Here is a 20,549-nt window from a genome sequence, read left to right on the forward strand (position 1 = left end):
TATCTCAAGCAGCTATTTTCAGCGCTCAGGTTAGTTAAATACTTAAAAAGCACGGTTTTCTAATTTAGAAGCCGTGCTTTTTTGTGTTTTATAAACGCTTAATCTAAATTAAATAGTAACCACTATGCGACCGTTAATTTCACCTTTGAGCATATCATCAAAAATTTCGTTAATGTCCTCTAAGCGTTTTTCTTCAATAATCGCTTTTACTTTACCTTGCGCTGCAAATTCCAAGCATTCTTGCAAATCTTTACGCGTACCAACAATAGAGCCCACTACTGAAATGCCATTAAGGACAGTATCAAAAATAGGAAGTGGCATATCCTCTGGAGGTAATCCCACGAATACGCATTTACCGCCACGGCGTACACTTTTATAGGCTTGTTCAAACCCCGCTTTAGACACCGCAGTACACACAACACCATGCGCGCCACCTACTTGTTCAAAAATAGCTTCGCTTGGAACCACCTCTTTAAAATCGAGGGTGATATCTGCGCCTAGCTCTTTAGCAAGCGCGAGTTTTTCTTTACCTGTATCAACAGCTATTACATTAAAACCCATTGCTTTAGCGTACTGTACTGCTAAATGACCAAGCCCGCCCACACCAACAATAGCAACCCACTGTCCTGGTTTAGCACCGGATACTTTTAATGCTTTATAGGTTGTAACACCTGCACAAAATAATGGAGCAGCCTCAGAAAAACCGAGTTCTTCTGGTATTTTTACAACGTAGTCGCCATGCGCTAAACAATATTCTGCATAACTACCGTCAATAGAATAGCCAGTATTGTGCTGCGATAAACACAGTGTTTCTTTACCATCTAGGCAAAACTCACAGTGCCCACATGCACTATAGAGCCAAGGAATACCGACTCTATCGCCAACTTCTAAGTGCTTAATGTTGCTTCCGACTTTTTCGATAACACCGACACCTTCGTGCCCTGGTACTAATGGCATTTTTGGTTTTACTGGCCAATCCCCATGACAGGCATGTAAATCGGTATGGCAAACGCCACAGGCCGCTATTTTTACTAAAACATCGTTTATTCCCACCTCAGGAATTGGTAAGTCTGTTATTTCTAATTTACCTTTGTATTGAGTATTAATTGCAGCTTTCATAGTCATTCCATCGTATGTGAAGAAAATTAAAGATAAGGATTTATTTATGTATTGTTGTGTACAACATATCCTAATATAGATGTATAAATATTAATCTAAATCATATTTTAGTCATTTAAATTAACTTATAAGCCTGCTAAGAACTTGCTATCCATAATGAGCGTGCTAGCATTTACTTTCTGAAATTACTGAAAGTTACTAAGCTATGAGTTTATCCGAAAAGAATTTTGCCTTTGTAATGCATTGTGGTGAGATGGGCAGCCGATGGGGATTCAATCGTACGATCGGACAAATGTGTGGTTTGCTGATTATTACTAAAAACCCAATGACAGCTAATGAGATTGCAGATGCGCTTAGTATTTCTCGCGGTAATGTAAGTATGGGCATTAAAGAGCTGCAATCGTGGCAGTTAATTAAAGTACAGCATATTCCTGGCGATCGTAAAGAGTACTACGCCCCTGCTGGCGATATTTGGGATATGGCAAATCGCGTATTTGAAGAACGTAAAAAACGTGAAATTGAGCCCACCTTAACACTACTACGCGATAACTTATTAGACGAAGCCAGTAACGACGATGAACTTTACGCACAAAAACAAATGGGTGAGATTCACAACCTACTTGAAACCGTCACTAAATGGTCATCAGAACTACAGCGTTTAACGCCAGAGCAACTTAATAAGCTAATGAAGCTAGGTTCTGGAATTGGTAAAGTTATTGACCTAAAAGAAAAGATATTCAAAAAAGAATAAAGCCGCAATTGCGGCTTTATTTATAGGTATATTTTAAAAATTAGATTTTTGGATAACCAATTCTATCCGACAAGTAACCTACACTAGTAGCAAAGTAATACGAGCGATTCCAATGCATAAACACTTTGTAGTTATCGTACGCTAAGTACATACGTCCATTTATATCATCAGGCATAACCAGCGCAGCACGTACGTCTACATTAGGTAAATCAGAACCATCAGCTTTACGAACACCCAGTGCTTGCCAATCAGCTAATGAGCGCTCTGAGTCGTTCCAATATTCTAACCACTGCTTGCGAGTTTTTGTACCACGCACTAAAACGTATTTACTATCAAAGTTTTCAGGTAACTGAACTTGGCGACCCCACGTAAGAGAGTCATTCCAGCCTTCTTGCTTTAGGTAATTAGCAATTGAGGCAAAAGCATCTTCTTTTGTAGTCCAAATATCTTTGCGACCATCATTATTGTAATCAACCGCGTAAGCATTAAAAGAGGTAGGCATAAATTGCGTTTGCCCCATTGCGCCTGCCCAAGAGCCTTTAAATTTATCAAGCGTTATGTGGCCCGACTTTAAAATATCCAGTGCAGCCCAAAGTTGGCGCTTATAAAGTGCTTCTCGGCGTCCATCAAAAGCAAGTGTCACTAATGATGAAATAACGTTATGACCGCCTTGAATTGTACCAAAGTTACTTTCAAGCCCCCAAAGCGCGACTATAAAGCGTGCTTGTACGCCAAACTCTTTCGCTACTTTTTCAAGTACCTCTTTGTTTTCTGCGTAAAGCTTACGTGCGCGGTCAATCTTCCATTGTGGTACACGTTTTGGTAAATACGTTTCAAGGGTTTCTTTTACTTCTGGCTGGTTTTTGTCAGCCGAAACCACTTTTTCTTTATACGTTGCTGTTGCAAACGCATCGTCAATAAGTTTGGCTTCGTAACCTTTTGCGATAGCTTCTTGCTTTAAATTCGCTAAATAATCTTGAAATTCAGCCTGAGTTTTTGCCATAACAGGTGAGCTTAAACATACACCACATAATATAACGATAAGTTTTTTAATCACTATCAACTCCATTGTCTTTTCGTAATTGGCTTAGCAAATTTTGCTCAGGTGGTGGAATTTGTAAGTAGTAGCCTTTATCAGGATTTGATAACGCTGCTTTTACAGTTTCTAAATCTGCCCCACCTAAATGCTCACGTTTTGCTAAATTGATGATCATCACATAAACAGGTTGACCAAACATAGCCATCAAAGGTTCCGGAACTTTACTAAAATCATCTCTTTTTTCAACAAATAAGAACGTATCCGCTTTTTTCTTACTTTTATATACTGCAGTGAGCATTATGGCCCTATAAATTCTTGCTTAACAATGCCGCACACTATAACATGAGAGTAATAATAAGTTAGAAAAATTAGATTAGAAATTTCAATAAAGGCCCTATTCAGCCTACGTTTATCTAAAATTAATTTCTAATCAGACAAATCAATTGAGCGTGTATGTCGGACCAAATTTTTGAGTTAAAAGGGAATCTTTTTACGTTATCAGTTTTGCATCTTTATAGTACTGATATAAACCTTTTAGCAGAACAACTGTATGTAAAAATAGCCCAGGCCCCTAAGTTTTTTGAGGGTGCGCCTATTGTCGTTAATTTAATAGAAATTAAAAACAGTTCACTTGATTTTGTTCACTTAAAATCATTAATCGAGCGAATGAGTTTTAATGCGGTTGGTGTGTGTAATGGCTCAGATGAGCAACATACTCAAGCAAAGGCTGCTGGCTTATCTGTTTTAAATTATTCACAAGACGTTAAGAGCGAACCTGTTAAACAAGAGCCCAATACATCGATTGTAGAAAAAACGGTGCATTTACCAGCGCAAATTATCAGCGGTACAGTTCGCTCTGGACAACAAGTTTATGCAAAAGATAGAGATTTGATAGTACTTGGCGCAGTTAGTCATGGTGCGGAAGTCATTGCCGATGGGAATGTGCATATTTATGGCACCCTACGCGGTCGCGCTATTGCAGGCGCAAAAGGTTTTAAAGAAGCACACATTTTTTGCCAAAAACTTGAAGCCGAGCTGGTTTCAATAGATGGTAATTACTGGATCAGTGATTCGCTACAAGGTGAACATTGGGGAAATGCAGTGCAAATACAACAAAAAGACGAATCATTAGAAATTTCAGCTTTGGTTAAAGGATAAATCTCATGGCAAAAGTAATTGTCGTTACCTCAGGTAAAGGCGGTGTTGGTAAAACAACATCAAGTGCTGCAATTGGCACAGGCTTAGCGTTAAAAGGCTATAAAACAGTTATTATCGACTTTGATATTGGTTTACGTAACTTAGATTTAATTATGGGTTGTGAACGCCGCGTTGTTTATGACTTTGTAAATGTAATTAATGGTGAGGCAAACCTTAACCAAGCGCTTATTAAAGATAAACGTGTAGATAAATTATTTTTACTACCTGCTTCACAAACTCGTGATAAAGATGCTTTAACACGTGAAGGTGTTGAACGCGTACTAAATGAACTAAAAGAAGACTTTGATTACATAGTATGTGATTCACCAGCAGGTATTGAAGCTGGCGCTATGATGGCGATGTACTTTGCTGATGAAGCAATTGTTACAACAAACCCAGAGGTGTCGTCAGTTCGAGATTCAGATCGTATTTTAGGTATTTTACACAGCAAATCAAAACGTGCTGAAGAAGGCCTAGAAAATATTAAAGAACACTTACTATTAACACGCTATAACCCTGGTCGTGTTGAAAAAGGTGAAATGCTATCGGTAGAAGATGTGCAAGATATTCTGTCAATCCCATTATTAGGGGTTATTCCTGAATCGCAAGCGGTATTAAGTGCTTCAAACTCAGGCCAACCTGTTATATTGGATACAGAATCTGATGCAGGCCAAGCTTATTCTGATGCAATTAACCGCTTACTAGGTGAAACCGTCGATTTTCGCTTCTTAGACGTTGAGAAAAAAGGCTTATTTAAACGGATTTTTGGAGGTTAACGTGTCTTTACTTGACTACTTCCGCTCAGAAAAGAAAAACAGTGCGTCACTAGCAAAAGAGCGATTGCAGATCATTGTCGCGCACGAGCGTTCTCAACGAGGAACGCCGGATTACTTACCACAATTAAAACAAGATATTTTAGATGTGATCCGTAAATACGTGAACGTAAGTACCGATGCAGTTCAGGTTCAGTTTGATCAAAACGAAGACGATTTAGCCGTACTTGAGCTAAACGTTACACTACCTGATGAAGAAAAGAAGTAATTGAAGAAAGGGCGCTTTATAAGCGCCCTCTTTATTTTCATTTACTTTGTAATAACTTTCTAAATATCTACGTTTTAATCCCTTGCATGCAACTAAAACTTTTCTACTATGTAACACAAAAATTATAGATAATACCAATTCGCTTAATTAAGTGATCTATTTTGAGGATGGAAAAACGTGTTGATAGCTAGGCAAAAAAATCGCTATTTAGTTGTTCTAAATGAGATTTTTTTAACACAGGTAACGACACGTTTAGCGCCGCAAAATGATTAAGTATTATTGCGGATTGGTATATGTATTACACAGTAAAAAAATATCTAGTCTTAAGTATCCCATTCTTTTAAAGCGTCTTTAACATAGGTATAACGCCAAGAGCTTAATAAATCAGGTTTTATATGACTTTGTTTTTGCTCATTAGTTAACTTCCAATTCCAACTAATCAATTGATTAATTTGCTTTTTAGAGGCCATAACGTCTTCTGGTATATTGTGCTCTTTAGCGACTTTAGTGATCTTTTGTTTAATATCTTTGGCTACTTTTTTATAGGTAGGAAAATCAATTAAGCGCTTAAGTACATCAGGATGCTGAGCATCAGGAACCGCTTTGGCAACTTCAATACACTTTATTATATCTACACCAGAGCGATTAACTTCAATTGCTTCAACTCCTGGAATTTGACGTAGAGCGTTTAAACTTGAAGGACCACGTTTGGCAATTTCAGTCATGTTATGTTCTTTTAACACAAAATTTAGCGCTAAATTCTTCTTAATGGCTTTGTTTCTACGCCATACAGCAAGTTCTTTTAAAACCGCGAGTTCGTGCGGTTTGAGTTGCCATGCATTTTTAATATCTTTATATAAAAGCTCGTCTGGTGTTTGAAATGCACGTTTTTTTGCAATCAGCTCACTCTCGTTTATTACAATGTCAAAGAACCCAGCGGCATTAATACGCTCTATAATCAGCTCAAAACACGGCAATAAGTAAAAAGTATCTGCAGCAGCATAATCTAACTGTTTTTTAGTTAACGGACGTTGCAGCCAGTTAGTGCGTGACTCACTTTTATCTATTTCAATACCTTGCAACTCTTTTACCATAAGGGCAAAGCCCATACAGTTACCTTCCCCAAGTAACTGCAACGCAAATTGTGTATCAAAAAGTGGGGATGGAACAAAGCCTGCGTATTTTTGAAAAACCTCAATATCTTCAGAAGGAGAATGCAGTACTTTTAAAACACTAGGATCTTTTAGTATTTCCCAAAAATCGAATAATGAGAGCTCAGCTAACGGATCGATAAGCGCTAAATGCTCACCATCAAAAACTTGGATAAGTGCAACTTCTGGATACAAAGTGCGACGACGCATGAACTCAGTATCAATAGCTAAAATAGGCTTATTTTTTATTTGTTCAACAAAAGTGTTCAGTTGATTTTGGGTTTCGATCAATTGGTATTGCACTTAATCTCCTACAATAAAAAAGCCGACATATGTCGGCTTTTTTATAGGTTGCTAATCTTTCAAGGCTCTTCGGAGTATTTTACCTACGTTAGTTTTAGGTAACTCATCCCTAAACTCTACCAGTTTTGGGACCTTGTAATTAGTTAAATTATCACGACAGTGACTTATTATATCTTTTTCAGTTAAAGAAGGGTCTTTTTTAACAACAAAAACTTTAACTTGTTCGCCACTTACATCGTGAGGAATACCAATAGCAGCAACTTCAAGCACACCTTCGTGCATAGCCACTACCTCTTCTATCTCATTAGGGAAAACATTAAAGCCAGATACAATGATCATGTCTTTTTTGCGATCTACAATAAAGAAGAAACCTTCATCGTCATAAGTTGCAATATCACCTGTTGCAAACCAGCCATCTTTTAAACATTCAACTGTTGCATCTGGTCGCTTGTAATAGCCCACCATAACCTGCGGGCCTTTCACACACATTTCACCTGGTTCACCTTTAGCGGCTTCTTCACCGTTATCAAGTATTAGCTTAATCTCAGTATTAGGCGCAGGCAAACCAATAGAGCCATTATATGCTTCTAAATCATAAGGACTAATAGTTACTAATGGAGAACATTCTGTAAGGCCATAGCCTTCCATTAATTTTGAGCCAGTCACTTTTTGCCATTTTTCAGCAACAGGACGTTGCACGGCCATACCGCCACCAAGTGACATTTTTAAATGACTGAAATCAAGCTCAGCAAAACCTGGTGTGTTTAATAAACCGTTAAATAACGTATTAACACCAGTAATAGCAGTGAATTTATGCTGACCCAGCTCTTTAACGAACCCAGGCATATCTCGTGGATTTGTGATTAATATATTTAAACCACCGTACTTCATAAACGTCAGGCAGTTAGCTGTTAAAGCAAATATATGATAAAGCGGTAAAGCGGTAACAACAACTTCTGTACCACGATTTAACACTTTGTCTAAACAGCCTGAAACTTGCTCAAGGTTACCAACCATATTGCCATGGCTCAGCATTGCCCCTTTTGATACACCTGTTGTACCACCGGTGTACTGTAAAAAAGCAAGATCTGACAAGCTCATTTTAGGACGTGTATATTTAGTTTCGTCTGCAGCTAAAACGTCTGAAAAGTTAATTGTGTTTGGTAAGTTGAACTTTGGCACCATTTTTTTAATGTGCTTCACAACAAAGTTAACTATGTGCTTTTTAAGCCCACCAACCATGTCGCCTACTTGCGTTACTACAATGTGTTTAACATCAGTGTGTGCAAGTGACTTTTCAAGTGTGTCAGCAAAGTTTGCTAAAATGAAAATAGCGGTAGTGTCAGAATCCTTTAGCTGATGCTCTAATTCACGCACAGTGTAAAGTGGGTTAACATTTACAACCACACAACCTGCACGTAAAATACCTAAAATGGTTACTGGTGTTTGTAGTAAGTTAGGCATCATTACGGCAACTTTGTCGCCTTTTTTAAGACCTAAATCATTTTGAATGTAGGAAGCAACTTTTTTTGTTGCTGTATCTATTTCGCTATAAGACAGCGTTTTACCCATATTAGTAAATGCAGGTAAATCGGTGTAGTCAGTAAAACTTTTTTCGAACACTTCGAGTAACGAGTTGTAATGCTCAGGATCGATTGTTTCAGGCATACCCTCTGGGTAGCGCTTAAGCCAGATTTTTTCCACTCTTAGCCCCTGTTTATAATTATATTTTTATTAACCTTAATCTAAGTAAGGCGCTTTAACAATTGAGCAAATACTCTAATGGAGGAATAATCCCACATTTTACGTAAACTTACAATTAACATGCACCATTTTGCAGCATAAAGTCTTGAATATGCTTAAAACATAGTTCACTACTTTGCATATGACAGTGGTGCCCACCATCTACATTAATTACCTTTAAGCTATTGTAATAACTAATATACTTTGCCAGATTTTGTTTTACAAACGAATAACCTTCGTTACCTAAAATTAATTGACACGGTGCAATTAAATCTTTTATTGCACCAATACATTGCGCCTCATTAAACCTAAAACCTGAGTGATTTTTAAGCTTTGGATCAGTTGTTAATGTATAACCATCTAAAACCGATTTTATATTTCGCTGCATTAAAAGAGCAATAAGCTCACTATTCAAATCGGTTGTTTGAGCACGTGCTTCATAAATAAGCTCTTTCGATTTATAAACTTTCTGCTTCTTATTTTTTAAACGCGCTCTATTTAATACTGCACTTTTTAGCTGTTCACATACGCCTTCGCTGGGAGTTGTAACACACCCAATCCCCTCAATAAAGGTAACAGATTTTACATAATTACCAAAGCAACTAGCAAAAAGCCCTGCAACCATGGCTCCCATCGAATGCCCAACTAAATGCACTTTTTTAACACCAAGCGCATTAATAAGTTGGTACACATCATCAATATAATCAACAAAATAATAATGTGCATCATCACTTCGCCAAGATGATAAACCATGCCCGACAAAATCAATACAGTACCAAGTGTGCTTTGGCTTAGCTTTACTTAACATTGGTATAAAACTGTGGCAGTTATCTAACCAACCATGCAACGCTATTACTATTTCATCCCCAGAACCTACTTTTAAGCCATGAATATTCAAGTTATTGGTTTCAATATTAAATGGCTGCACGGCAAGTCCTTTATTAATTTAGAGCATCATTATTTATAGCATACAAGTTGTCAGACCACTAACTTAGAAAATGGTGCCAAATTCACGATTTAATTATCTTCGTGATGAAAAAAGAAGCAAAGCATAATAATTAAACATAACATTATTAATAACTTAAACTAAAAACAACAAACTAACCGTTTTTAATAAGCTTACTCTGTATGTATTTTGAACAATTTAAAAATGGCGGCATTGTATATACTTAACTTATAACTAGTATAATTTAAATAAATAGAACTAACAGCGTTAACTATAATTTTATGTATATAAAATCAAAGTATAAATTATAAATATCTCAGATATTCATTTATTTATCATCCTATCTGTATACAATATCAGCGGCTATTAAATAAGGTACACTCATAAGGTACAACCATGAAAAAACAGATCAGCTTATTGGCACTTTTATGCACCGCTTCTGGTGCTTACGCAGAATCAGCACCTAAAAATGTAATTTATATGATTGGTGACGGCATGGGTCCGGCTTACACCACGGCTTATCGCTATTTTAAAGATGACCCTGCAACAAAAGAAGTAGAAGGCACGGTTTTTGACACTATTTTAAAAGGCATGGCTCACACCTACCCTGATGACCATACTTATGTAACAGACAGCGCTGCGGGTGCTACAGCGCTTAGTAGCGGCCATAAAAGTTATAATGGTGCAGTTGCTGTAGATACAGATAAAAAGCCAGTTAAAACCATGCTTGAAATGGCAAAAGAGCGCGGTATGACAACAGCGCTTGTAGCAACTTCACAAATAAACCATGCAACACCTGCTAGCTTTACAGCTCACAATGAATCTCGTTACAACTACGATGATATTGCCAACGATTATATTGATAATAAGATTGCTGGTAAATTACCTGTTGATTTAATGCTAGGTGGCGGTACTAAATATTTTATTCGTGACGACCGTAATTTAGTTGAAGAATTTAAAGCGGCAGGTTACCAATACGGTGACGATATTAATAATCTGGGACAAATTACACAAATACCTGCCATAGGTTTGTATGCAAGCAAAGGCTTGCCATTTGCCCTTGATATGAACCCAACTCGCCTTACTCAGTTAACATCTAAAGCGCTTGGTTTACTAGATAACCAGAATGAAGAAGGCTTTTTTGTGATGATTGAGGGCAGCCAAATTGATTGGTGTGGTCACTCTAACGATATAGCGTGTGCGATGGCTGAAATGGACGACTTTGCTAAATCAATCGAAAAAGCAAAAGCGTACGTTGATAAAAATAAAGACACTATACTTGTAGTTACAGCCGATCACTCAACGGGCGGCTTAACTATTGGTTCGCACGGCCAATTTAAATGGGAAACAGACGTAATTAAAGGTGTTAAGGCAACGGCTAGTAAGTTAACAGACAAACTTATGGAGTCTAAAGACTTAAAACCAGTATGGACTGCTAACACCAATATTGAATTTACAACTGAAAACCAAATCAAACTTGAGCAAGCTAAAAAAATGGGAGAAAAAGCGCTTAATTTAGCTGTTAAAAGTATTATTAGTGATGCAAGCTTTACTGGCTGGACAACTGGCGGACACACCGCTGTAGACGTTCAAGTATTTGCCTATGGCAAAGGCAGTGAGCAATTTATTGGTTCACAAAATAATACTGATATTGCAGATAAGCTGATTGGCTTTATTGAGCAGTAAATTTCACCTCGTTTTGAACACAAAATGCCCGAACACATGTTCGGGCTTTTTATTGAATTTTATCGCTGTATTTATCTAAAACGCTCAATTAAGCTTTAAGCGTATATATCAACACCTATTAAATTTTGTACTTCGGCTCTGCGTTCTAAATTAGCAAATTCAGTATAAGTAGAAATCGCTTTACTTACTTGAGCTGTCGGTTGGTCGTAAATTGTTTGGCTGTATTCATTGCTTTTAGCACTGCTTTTAAACAGCTGATTAGCAAGTTCGACGCCCTCGACACTGCTTTTTACATAATCGGTATTCGTTTTTTGAGCAGCCGGATGGTCTAATAAACTCTGTGGTTTATTAGTAACAACTTTAGTAGGGCTAACCCTACCCGGAATATCCCCGGTAAAAAAACCTGAACCAATAGGCAGCGTCATTACGCGTCTCCAACCTTAATATTGTATAAAATTATGATTTAAAAACAACCAATTTGCAAATAATATGATTAGTCACGCCCTGGTAGCTTTTTCCACGTTACCGTATCTCGCACATATTTAGGTTGAGCGTCACTCGCTTTTACAACGTCACCCGCTAAAAACGCGGCTTCAACATGCGCTAACATATAACGCGCATCAGGCAATGTAATATCAGTATTAATTGTCACGTTTTCAAAGTCATTTAGCGCATCAGGATAGGTTTTAAAGCCCGTGCCCACAGCTACAGATGGCTCAGTGGTCGCTATATAGTCATTATTTAGTAAATCAGGTTTTATAACGCATTCTTGGTTAACTAAAAGCATTAGATTATTTTGCGCTTGGTAATGTGCAAAGTATATCTCCCCCATACGCGCATCTATACTTGGATAAACACTCAGGCTGCCTTTTTGTTCAAACGTTTGTTGAGCCATAGTAGCCAGTGTAGACACACCAACAAGCGGCAAATTAGTTGAATACGCTAAGCCTTGCGCTATAGCAACACTAATACGTACACCGGTGAAACTACCTGGCCCCTGGCCAAAACCGATTACGTCTAAATCTTTTAATTTACAGTTTGCTTTAGTTAACAGTTCATCCACAAGTGGAAGTATTTTTTGGCTGTGCTGCTGCGGACACTCTTCAAAATGATGAAACGTTTGGCCCTGGTAATGTAAAACAATTGAAAGTGCTTCAGTTGAAGCATCAAGGGCAAGGATATTACTTTTGATCATTTTAGTACTCTAATTAATTTGTTTTAAAAATGTATTGGCATCTTCTAAGCTTCGTGTGCGGCGCATCGGTGGTAAGCTTTTCAAAAATACTTGGCCATATTGGCGTGTAACTAAGCGATTATCACATATTACAAGTACGCCTTTGTCTTTACTATCTCGAATTAAACGCCCTACACCTTGCTTTAGCGCAATTACAGCCTGCGGTAATTGTATGTGTGAAAAAGGGTCTTTTCCCTGCATTTGGCAATCTTGCATTTTAGCTTGTAGCAATGGATCGTCAGGGGCTGCAAATGGCAATTTGTCTATAATAACACAACTTAATGTACTGCCGCGTACATCAACGCCTTCCCAAAAAGAAGCCGTGCCGAGTAATACCGCATTACCATGGCGGGTAAATTTCTCTAAAATTATACGCTTAGACATTTGCCCCTGCATATAAACTGGGTAGTCTATTTGTGTAGTTAGCCCTTCGGCCACTAAGTGCATCATTCGATAGCTAGTAAATAGCACAAAACAACGCCCTTGTGCTGATTTTATAAGCTCAAGCGTTAGTTTTACAATTGCATGTGGCATATTATCAGCGTGCGATTCGGGTAAGTAGCGAGGTAAACACAGCAGCGCCTGATTAGGGTAATCAAATGGGCTATCTACCATCATACTTTGTTTTGGTTTCAAACCTAGGCTTGCATTAAAATGCTCTAGTTTGTTATCAACCGAAAGTGTTGCAGAAGTGAATACAAATCCTGAGCCCGTGTCTTGCATCATTTGAGCAAACTTAGCTGATACATTCAATGGCGTTATATTAATTGTTAAATAACGGCGCGTTGTTTCATACCAATAACTAAAGCCGGTTTGGGCTGTATCAAAAACCCGCTCTAACTGCCCTTTAAACGCAAGTGCACGTTCAAATGGATGCTCAATTTTGTCGCTTCTATCTAGGCAAAGCTTGAGTACTTGATAAACAAAATCTAAATCACTGATCACACGATGGAGCGCCGCGCAAATTTGTTTATCGCTTAGTTTTTCTCGCCAATCGCCACGGCTGCCATCAACACCAAATTGTAAACGTAAATCAGCAACGCTTGTCTCAAGCTTGTTTAAGCTTTTACCAAGTTGCAGCATATCGGGAATTTCAGCTCTATAAATAGCACGTAAATCATTAATTAAATCTACCAACTTTTTAGTGCTAACACTTTCACCAAAGTAATCGCTGGCAATTTCGCTTAACTGATGGGCTTCATCAAATATGTAAGCATCTGCTTTTGGCATAAGTTCAGCAAAGCCACTTTCTTTTACAGCCATATCAGCAAAAAACAAATGGTGATTAATTACAACCACATCGGCATCGGCCGCAGTTAAACGTGCTTTGCGTATATAACAGCTTTGAAAATCTGGACACTCTTTACCTAAACAATTATCGGCTGTTGAATTTACATAAGGCAGTACTTTGGCATCATCTTCTATACCTATACAATCAGCCAAATCGCCCGATTGTGTTTCGCTTGCAAACTTAGCTACCATAGCTAGTTGATGCATTACGTCGGAGTCGTCAGTAGGTACATGTGCAACATGTTGATTAAGTCGGTAGGTGCATAGGTAATTGGCGCGCCCTTTTAATAAGGCGGTTTTTTTTGAAGCACTTAAAGCTTTAACTAGTTGCGGTAAATCGCGGTGATAAAGCTGCTCTTGTAGAGCTTTAGAACCTGTTGATATTATCGTGCGCCCTTTTGACTTAAGTGCAGGGGCTAAATATGCAAATGTTTTACCCGTACCCGTGCCTGCTTCAACAACTAATTGCGAACTGTTTTTTAATGCATCCGCAACAGCTACTGCCATATCAATTTGAGGTTGGCGAGGCGTATACCCATCTAAAGATAACGCTAAAGGCCCGGTTGCACTAAACAGCTGTTTGATAATACCAATCACTTTACAATAAATAATAGCGGGATTTTACGTAAGCTAAACATCAAGGGCAAGTAATTAAGTAATCGGTTTGAGTATATAAATAAGGGAGCAGAGCTCCCATTAGTTATTATTGCGCATTTATAGTTAAGGTTATTCCACTAGCTGCGCTGTACCCCTTTAAGTCAATATACCACTTACCCGCTTGTGGGTTGGTAATACTACACGTTTCAGCATTACCATTTTTATACGGTCGACATTGATATACAGATTCAGTTGATTGACTGGCAAAATTCATATATAAATCGGCATCGCCTGAGCCACCAGCCATAGTTATATTTAAAGAGGAATACCCTGCTACTAAGTCTTGTGTAAACCGCCCCCAATCTCCCGTAGCAACACTAATATCAGTTTCTGTTCGATTAATAGGTTCAATCGCTGTTGTTTCATTATAATTGGCAATAAGAGAAATATTAGCAATAGCGTTCCATGCTTCTACCATAACGTAATAAATACCGTTTTGGGCACTCGCAATATCACAACGTTCATTGCTCGATGATGTTGTACTTTTACAATCAAAATTTTCTAATGTAGGCGCTGTATTAAATTTAACATATAGGTCTGCATCACCACTGCCCCCTGAGGTAGTAAAGTTTAAGTTACTTGCATTATTAGGTACCTGTAGCGTATAGATAAGCTGCGCTTTAGCATCACCTGCAAGGCCAGAAACTGCAACACCATTTTGTAACTCATTATTAGCTGGTGGCATTATATCACCAGCATTTTTTGCCATTTCAGCTAAATAACTCACAGCAAGTTTTGCAAATTTACTAGCGTGGTCAGCATCAGAATTAGCGTCATTCTGTGTATGAATTAACGGATTAATATCAGCCATCCTAGATTCAAATGGCATTGATGCTGCAAAGCCTTGTTGATACCATGATGCATGATCAGAACACCCATACCCACATTGGTCAAAACCATAGGTAATGCTAGGTAAGTAGGTATCAATTAACTGACCTAAAAATTGGTTTTGAGCATTTGTAGTGTAATCAGTCATCATTACAATATCTTCGCTACTGCCATTGTTTCCAGTCATATCAAATTGCACCATGCCGATCACATTTTTTCCTTGTGATTTATAAGATGAAGCAATATCTTTTGAACCTCTTAAACCAACTTCCTCTGCAGCAAAAGCCATTATATGAATTGTTTTTTGCGGTTTATAATCATTTTCAACAATCGATCTTAACACTTCAGATAATACAGCAATCCCCGATGCATTATCATCAGCCCCTGGTGAGCGACCGTTGCTTGGATTTGATTGATTAATTGAGTCTAAATGCCCACCAATAATGACAATTTCATCAGCCTCTTCATCTCCTGCAATAGTAACAATGACCGACGACTGCGCCCAGCTATGAGTAAAGTAATCAACATTTATATCATTACGTGTAGCTGCTAACTGTTGCCAGTAATCTTTTAGCCATTGTGAGGCTTCTACCCCAGTTTGAGCCGTGTAATAGCGATTATAAAAGCTACTCATCGAATTAACTGTGTTCGTCAAATTATTTGGACTAATACTATTTATTAATTGCTGAGTTGTTTGCGGATTGTTAATGCTATATGTAGCAGCTAACGCACTTAGATTTTGATTTTGAACAGAAGCTAACTGCTGAGTGTATTCATTAGCCTCGATTAACGAATCATGAGCAACAAACCCTCCACAGCGATGATAATTATCATGCATAAACTCACTTAAATGAGCAATATTTGCAGGCCTTATTTTTAACAAATTCACTGTTTGTAATGTTGTATCTTGTATACTCAATAATTCATCATTTGGTTTAAGCGAGTTTTGAACCTGTTTATAATGTTTGGCTGCAACGGGATCTATCGTTACCCAAACACTTTCAGTATCTTGTGCGTATGAGGGTTGGGTAAGTAATAAAGTACTAGCACTAAATAGCATAATTTTTATCGCGTGTTTCATTAATTGATACCTTTTAAGTCGAGTAATGCATTTGAGACGAGGGAGTTTTGAAAAATAAAAAAGGGAGCGAATGCTCCCTAGAAATTAACTTAATTGGCTGAAATACTTAATGTTATACCGCTTGCCGCGCTATAACCTTGTAAGTCTATATACCATGTACCTGCTTGAGGATTTTCTATCGTACACGTTTCAACGTTTCCATTTTTATATGGGCGGCACTCATAAGAGCTAGTACTAGATGCTGAACCAAAATTTACATATAAATCAGCATCACCAGAACCACCGGCCATTGAAATATCGAGTGAAGAATACCCTGCATCTAAATTTTGCGTAAAGCGTGTCCAACCACCTGAAGCAACACTCACGTTGCTTTCTGTACGGTTAATTGGCGAAACACCTCCGCCAGTAGACCCGTCATAACTACCTGTTAATGAAACGCCTGAAATAGCATTCCATGCCTCTACCATAACGTAGTATGTACCCGCTTGAGCACTACCTATAGAGCAGCTTTCAGTACTTGTAGAAGTTGTACTGTTGCAATCATAAGTGCTAAGTGTCGGTTTGCTTCCAAATCGTACGTATAAATCTGCATCGCCTGATCCACCATTTGTATTAAACACTAAATTACTTGCTCCAGCAGGAACCTCTAGCGTAAAAAACAACTGCTCTTTAGCTGAGCCACTTATACCAGTACGAGTTACGCCATTAGTTAAAGCTTCATCGTTAGTTGGAGGAGGTGTTGAGCTACACGTGCTACCTGAACTTAAATTAGAGTTTACTCCCACAGCACTTAGCGCTGCTTGTACATCACTTGGGTCATAGTTTAAATCACAAGCTGCATCCATTACGCCATTACCGGCTAAATCCCAATTTGTACTTGCGCTCCAATAAAGCTGATTAGCTCTAGTCATTACAATAAATGCTTTTTTTGTATCCCAACCGGGTGTGGTAGCCAAATTATAAAAAGCTTTATTAAATACACCAGAGCTATGGTGCACATCCATCCCAGAATAATAACTTGATTGGTTATCTATTGAATTACCATCTTGCGTTGGATTATTCATGTAGCGAAGCGCACCATTGCCTTTAAATATGTCTTGGCCGACAAGCCAATCATTAGTGCCTTTCATATAAAATTCGGCCGCTTCACCCGCCATATCAGAAAAGGCTTCATTTAAACCGCCTGATTTTCCGTTGTACACTAAGCCAGAGTTTTGTTCAGTAAATCCATGGCTTACCTCATGAGCAGACACGTCTAGACTAACAAGCGGATAAAACGTATTTTGGCCATCACCAAAGGTCATGGCGCTGCCATCCCAAAATGCATTTTCATAGTTACTACTGTAGTGAACTCGCATTTTTAATTGAAACGTAAGTGGTGGCGTACCGATCCAATCGTTATACATATTAAAAATTACATTTCCAAAATAATGCGCATCATTGAGAGGAGAATAAGCACCATTTATTTCTTTAAATGTATTTTCAGGACAAGTAAAAGAATATGCAGACGTACCACTAGTACCACCGTTGAGGTTTATGGTGCGCACGTTTGTGTTGTTCATCGTACAGTTATTGCCTGACTGGGTAACATCTAAACTATCAAAGTCAGTACCATATATGTATTTTCCTGTTTTTAAATTTCCACCTGGACCTGTAGCATCTGCATGCTGAAGATTGTCAAAGCTAAGTAGCACTTCGCCAGAGTTAGCATCAATAATCTGATAGGGTCTAGAAGGCGATTTACCATAGGTGACATACGACACCTCATAAACCAAGTGCGCTTTGCTTTGCTGATCGACCCAAATAGCCAATCTTGATTTTTCATTATGTTTTTTTAAGCCAATTGTTTTTGCTGCAATACCCACATTTTGGCTTTGGAGCATCGCCTGTTTAGCTGATAATTTAGCACTAACATCGCTTATATCACCTTCAATGTCATACACTGCCGCGCCGTGCGCTTTTTTTAGCATGCCGTTTTTAAATGTTAAGCTTAGTGTATCCCCTATCACGGGTAACCCCTGGTAGGTTTGTTGATACCGGCGAGTCACCTCCCCGTTATTGCTTGTAAACTCTTTTAATACAACTAATTCGTTCCTTACACTCAACCCAATCAATTCTTGAGGACTTGTAGATAATATTGATGCAGAGTTTGATTGCACCATAGTATTTATAGCCTGTTGTTGATTTAGGTATTTCTTATTCGCAGCTACTGCATCTGTTGCTTGAACAAAAGTTAAAGCAGCAAAAGTTGCTAATGTGATTTTTGATAAATTCACGTTTACGCTCCGTTAAAATATTTAGTTTGTAGTGGAATTGTATTAACCGGAACCATCTGTACCCGATTAAGGATCAAGCATATGTTACAAATTGAAGATTTAAAAATTAAACATTTAATTTACACGTAAAGTATTAGTTTAAAATTTAAACTATTCTATTACAGTGAGTTACTGATTTAGTGACAAGTAATCAAAACCTCTATTTTACATTTTGTAAACATATATTTACTTAAAATTACATTAGCCAGTATTTAAAAAAGGATTAGAAAAAATTGAAGAAGTTTAAAAAATGGCTTGTAAAAACAAAAAATAGAGTTTTATTTTTTGATTAACTGAGAGTGGTAATTAACGCAGTTAAAAACATTTAAGTACGTATTAGAAGGCGCGCTTTCAACAATAGAAAAGGACTATTTAGAGCAATGTTTTATATTGGTTTAGTCAACTACCTGCACCAAGTAACCTAGTATTAAAAAGTGCATTACAAAACGTAACAATAGAAATTATAAATTAACTAAATGTCCTACAGGACATAATAAATATAGCTAATCAAACCATAAAGACTGTGACACAGATAAAGCACAGGAGTAACATATGCCGCGTTTATACTCCCCTTTTTCGTTTGTCGTTAAAAAATAGTAAGGTTAGCCAATGAATGCTTGGTATCTCATTTGTTTTCTCTCTGCCATTGCAATTTTTATTGCTTTTGCAAACCAATATATCCTCAAAATGCAAACTACAATTGCCATTACTACAGGCTCAGTTGTTATTTCTTTATTATTGATTATTGCCGTTAAATTATTAGGCGATCAAAATGCGTTAGCCATGACCCAAATTGTTTCCAGTATTAACTTTAACGAGTTATTACTCAAAGGTATGCTCGGATTTTTACTTTATGCTGGCGCATTGGAAATTAACCTTATGGCGCTTCGTAAACAGCGCTGGGAAATAACCGCACTAGTGCTATTTTCTACTATTGCTTCCACTTTTATAGTCGGTTATTTAAGTTTTTATCTATTTGCCTTATTTGGCTTTGATGTACCGTTTATATACTGTTTATTATTTGGCGCGCTTATTAGCCCAACCGACCCTATTGCCGTACTTGCAATTATTAAACAAATGCGAGCGCCAGAAGGAATCTCAGTTCAAGTAGAAGGTGAGTCGCTATTTAACGACGGTATTGGTTTAGTAATATTTACGACCATTTTTTCGGTTGCTTTTTATGGCACCGATGCACAATTTGGCGATATAGCAGAACTCTTTTTTGTAGACGCCCTAGGCGGCATTGCGTTTGGTTTGGTTATCGCTTTGGTTGGCCACTTTTTAATTATTAACAGCCGCGATGTAAACATTCGCTTATTGATAACCTTAACTATTCCTACCGCAGGTTTTGCTGCTGCAAATATTTGGGAAATATCAGGCGCACTTGCCATGGTTACGAGCGGCATATTGATGGGTAACATTACTCGTACTAAAGCAACTGAGCGCACGGGGCCTGAAGACACTCGTTACGTAAAAGATTTTTGGCATGCAACCGATAGCTTTTTAAATGCCCTACTGTTTTTAATAATAGGTATGCTAATAGTGACGATGCCAATCACGCTTGGTGAAATTGGCTTAGGCTTACTAATGGTACCTGCAGTATTACTAGCACGCTTTATTAGCGTAGGCGCACCCTTTGTTATCTTTAAACGCTTTAGAAGTTACGATAAACACAGTGTTAAAATTTTAACCTGGGGTGGGCTACGCGGTGGTCTTGCACTGGCAATGGCAGCAGCAATTCCACGCGAGCAAGTTTTTGTAGGCGGCTCTGACCTACATAACCTAATCGTTATTGTTACCTACGTTGTGGTTATATTTTCTATTATTGTACAAGGCTTAACTATTTCGCCGCTTATTCAAAGCAGTATTAAATCAGCTGAGCAAGCAAAGTAATAAATGCTTTGTGAGCAATCAACTCAGTAACCAAGTTATTATATAAATCACTTGGTTACTGTTACTCACGTGTTACAAAAACACTTTAAAGTTCTATAAATTGTTATCCTTTTTATTTATCTTCTTTGTTTAAATTAATCCGCTTGAAATGCAAATGAAAACAATTATAATTTTGGCTTTTCCTCTGTAGGGCTTTTCAATGTCCAAAAATAATTCTCACGTGTTTTTAAATTTGGTATCTCTGGGCAAACGACAATTTCATTGTTTTTTTGTGC

17 protein-coding genes are annotated in these 20,549 nt (G+C 37.8%); 6 read left to right on the forward strand and 11 right to left on the reverse strand.

Annotated elements, in window-relative coordinates; translation table 11 throughout:
* Positions 1–108 precede the first annotated feature (108 nt).
* Entirely contained in the window at positions 109–1,119 is a 1,011-nt protein-coding gene (gene adhP / locus H5088_RS07300) for an alcohol dehydrogenase AdhP (protein WP_182752566.1), read from the reverse strand.
* 205 nt (positions 1,120–1,324) lie between these two features.
* Between adhP and H5088_RS07305 the strand changes: the two genes are divergently transcribed.
* The gene (locus H5088_RS07305; protein WP_024596846.1) at positions 1,325–1,870 is read left to right on the forward strand and encodes a GbsR/MarR family transcriptional regulator; all 546 of its coding nucleotides are present in this window, start codon (positions 1,325–1,327) and stop codon (positions 1,868–1,870) included.
* 40 nt (positions 1,871–1,910) lie between these two features.
* Here H5088_RS07305 and H5088_RS07310 read toward each other — a convergent pair whose 3' ends face one another.
* A complete protein-coding gene (locus H5088_RS07310) occupies positions 1,911–2,927 on the reverse strand; it encodes a lytic transglycosylase domain-containing protein (RefSeq protein ID WP_004334714.1) in 1,017 nt (338 codons plus the stop codon).
* The gene (locus tag H5088_RS07315; protein WP_004334712.1) at positions 2,920–3,207 is read right to left on the reverse strand and encodes a YcgL domain-containing protein; all 288 of its coding nucleotides are present in this window, start codon (positions 3,205–3,207) and stop codon (positions 2,920–2,922) included. Before H5088_RS07315 ends, H5088_RS07310 begins: the two co-directional genes overlap by 8 nt.
* A gap of 155 nt (positions 3,208–3,362) precedes the next feature.
* Between H5088_RS07315 and minC the strand changes: the two genes are divergently transcribed.
* From minC to minE, 3 genes are read left to right on the forward strand one after another with little or no spacing between them, the layout of a single operon-like run.
* On the forward strand, positions 3,363–4,067 hold the full coding sequence (gene minC / locus H5088_RS07320) for a septum site-determining protein MinC (protein ID WP_024596847.1): 705 nt from the start codon (positions 3,363–3,365) through the stop codon (positions 4,065–4,067).
* A gap of 5 nt (positions 4,068–4,072) precedes the next feature.
* Entirely contained in the window at positions 4,073–4,882 is an 810-nt protein-coding gene (minD, locus tag H5088_RS07325; RefSeq protein ID WP_004334708.1) for a septum site-determining protein MinD, read from the forward strand.
* A gap of 1 nt (position 4,883) precedes the next feature.
* Positions 4,884–5,147, forward strand: a complete 264-nt coding sequence (gene minE, locus H5088_RS07330) for a cell division topological specificity factor MinE (protein WP_004334706.1) — start codon at positions 4,884–4,886, stop codon at positions 5,145–5,147.
* A gap of 323 nt (positions 5,148–5,470) precedes the next feature.
* Here minE and rnd read toward each other — a convergent pair whose 3' ends face one another.
* The 3 genes from rnd to H5088_RS07345 form a co-directional block, all read right to left on the reverse strand.
* Entirely contained in the window at positions 5,471–6,601 is a 1,131-nt protein-coding gene (gene rnd, locus H5088_RS07335; protein WP_182752567.1) for a ribonuclease D, read from the reverse strand.
* 51 nt (positions 6,602–6,652) lie between these two features.
* Positions 6,653–8,305, reverse strand: coding sequence for a long-chain-fatty-acid--CoA ligase FadD (fadD, locus tag H5088_RS07340; RefSeq protein ID WP_182752568.1), 1,653 nt, complete (start codon positions 8,303–8,305; stop codon positions 6,653–6,655).
* Positions 8,306–8,420: 115 nt separating this feature from the next.
* Entirely contained in the window at positions 8,421–9,272 is an 852-nt protein-coding gene (locus H5088_RS07345) for an alpha/beta hydrolase (protein ID WP_182752569.1), read from the reverse strand.
* A 414-nt stretch (positions 9,273–9,686) separates the two neighbouring features.
* On the opposite strand from H5088_RS07345, the gene H5088_RS07350 reads away from it, so the two are divergent.
* Positions 9,687–10,976, forward strand: a complete 1,290-nt coding sequence (locus tag H5088_RS07350; RefSeq protein ID WP_182692913.1) for an alkaline phosphatase — start codon at positions 9,687–9,689, stop codon at positions 10,974–10,976.
* Positions 10,977–11,071: 95 nt separating this feature from the next.
* On the opposite strand, the gene H5088_RS07355 is transcribed toward H5088_RS07350, so the two are convergent.
* The 5 genes from H5088_RS07355 to H5088_RS07375 all read right to left on the reverse strand — a co-directional run bounded on the left by H5088_RS07355 (position 11,072) and on the right by H5088_RS07375 (position 18,342).
* Positions 11,072–11,401 (reverse strand): hypothetical protein, encoded by a 330-nt coding sequence (locus H5088_RS07355; RefSeq protein ID WP_182752570.1) that lies wholly within the window; start codon positions 11,399–11,401, stop codon positions 11,072–11,074.
* Positions 11,402–11,469: 68 nt separating this feature from the next.
* Positions 11,470–12,171, reverse strand: a complete 702-nt coding sequence (tsaB, locus tag H5088_RS07360) for a tRNA (adenosine(37)-N6)-threonylcarbamoyltransferase complex dimerization subunit type 1 TsaB (RefSeq protein WP_024595264.1) — start codon at positions 12,169–12,171, stop codon at positions 11,470–11,472.
* A gap of 9 nt (positions 12,172–12,180) precedes the next feature.
* The gene (locus H5088_RS07365; RefSeq protein ID WP_182752571.1) at positions 12,181–14,097 is read right to left on the reverse strand and encodes an ATP-dependent DNA helicase; all 1,917 of its coding nucleotides are present in this window, start codon (positions 14,095–14,097) and stop codon (positions 12,181–12,183) included.
* 106 nt (positions 14,098–14,203) lie between these two features.
* Positions 14,204–16,066, reverse strand: coding sequence for a M28 family metallopeptidase (locus tag H5088_RS07370; RefSeq protein WP_182752572.1), 1,863 nt, complete (start codon positions 16,064–16,066; stop codon positions 14,204–14,206).
* Between the two features lie 89 nt (positions 16,067–16,155).
* Positions 16,156–18,342: a M4 family metallopeptidase gene (locus H5088_RS07375; RefSeq protein WP_182752573.1), complete on the reverse strand. Its 2,187-nt coding sequence runs from the start codon at positions 18,340–18,342 to the stop codon at positions 16,156–16,158.
* A 648-nt stretch (positions 18,343–18,990) separates the two neighbouring features.
* Here H5088_RS07375 and H5088_RS07380 point away from each other — a divergent pair.
* Positions 18,991–20,274 (forward strand): sodium:proton antiporter, encoded by a 1,284-nt coding sequence (locus H5088_RS07380; RefSeq protein ID WP_024597348.1) that lies wholly within the window; start codon positions 18,991–18,993, stop codon positions 20,272–20,274.
* Positions 20,275–20,549: the final 275 nt, after the last annotated feature.

Origin of the sequence: Pseudoalteromonas sp. SR43-3, from assembly GCF_014163875.1 — a bacterium.
Classification (GTDB): domain Bacteria; phylum Pseudomonadota; class Gammaproteobacteria; order Enterobacterales; family Alteromonadaceae; genus Pseudoalteromonas; species Pseudoalteromonas distincta.

Excerpts from the sequence above, each read along its gene's own strand:
- adhP (WP_182752566.1), bottom strand. The coding sequence starts at position 1,119 with ATGAAAGCTGCAATTAATACTCAATACAAAGGTAAATTAGAAATAACA.
- H5088_RS07305 (WP_024596846.1), top strand. The coding sequence starts at position 1,325 with ATGAGTTTATCCGAAAAGAATTTTGCCTTTGTAATGCATTGTGGTGAG.
- H5088_RS07315 (WP_004334712.1), bottom strand. The coding sequence starts at position 3,207 with ATGCTCACTGCAGTATATAAAAGTAAGAAAAAAGCGGATACGTTCTTA.
- minC (WP_024596847.1), top strand. The coding sequence starts at position 3,363 with ATGTCGGACCAAATTTTTGAGTTAAAAGGGAATCTTTTTACGTTATCA.
- minD (WP_004334708.1), top strand. The coding sequence starts at position 4,073 with ATGGCAAAAGTAATTGTCGTTACCTCAGGTAAAGGCGGTGTTGGTAAA.
- H5088_RS07350 (WP_182692913.1), top strand. The coding sequence starts at position 9,687 with ATGAAAAAACAGATCAGCTTATTGGCACTTTTATGCACCGCTTCTGGT.
- H5088_RS07355 (WP_182752570.1), bottom strand. The coding sequence starts at position 11,401 with ATGACGCTGCCTATTGGTTCAGGTTTTTTTACCGGGGATATTCCGGGT.
- tsaB (WP_024595264.1), bottom strand. The coding sequence starts at position 12,171 with ATGATCAAAAGTAATATCCTTGCCCTTGATGCTTCAACTGAAGCACTT.
- H5088_RS07370 (WP_182752572.1), bottom strand. The coding sequence starts at position 16,066 with ATGAAACACGCGATAAAAATTATGCTATTTAGTGCTAGTACTTTATTA.
- H5088_RS07380 (WP_024597348.1), top strand. The coding sequence starts at position 18,991 with ATGAATGCTTGGTATCTCATTTGTTTTCTCTCTGCCATTGCAATTTTT.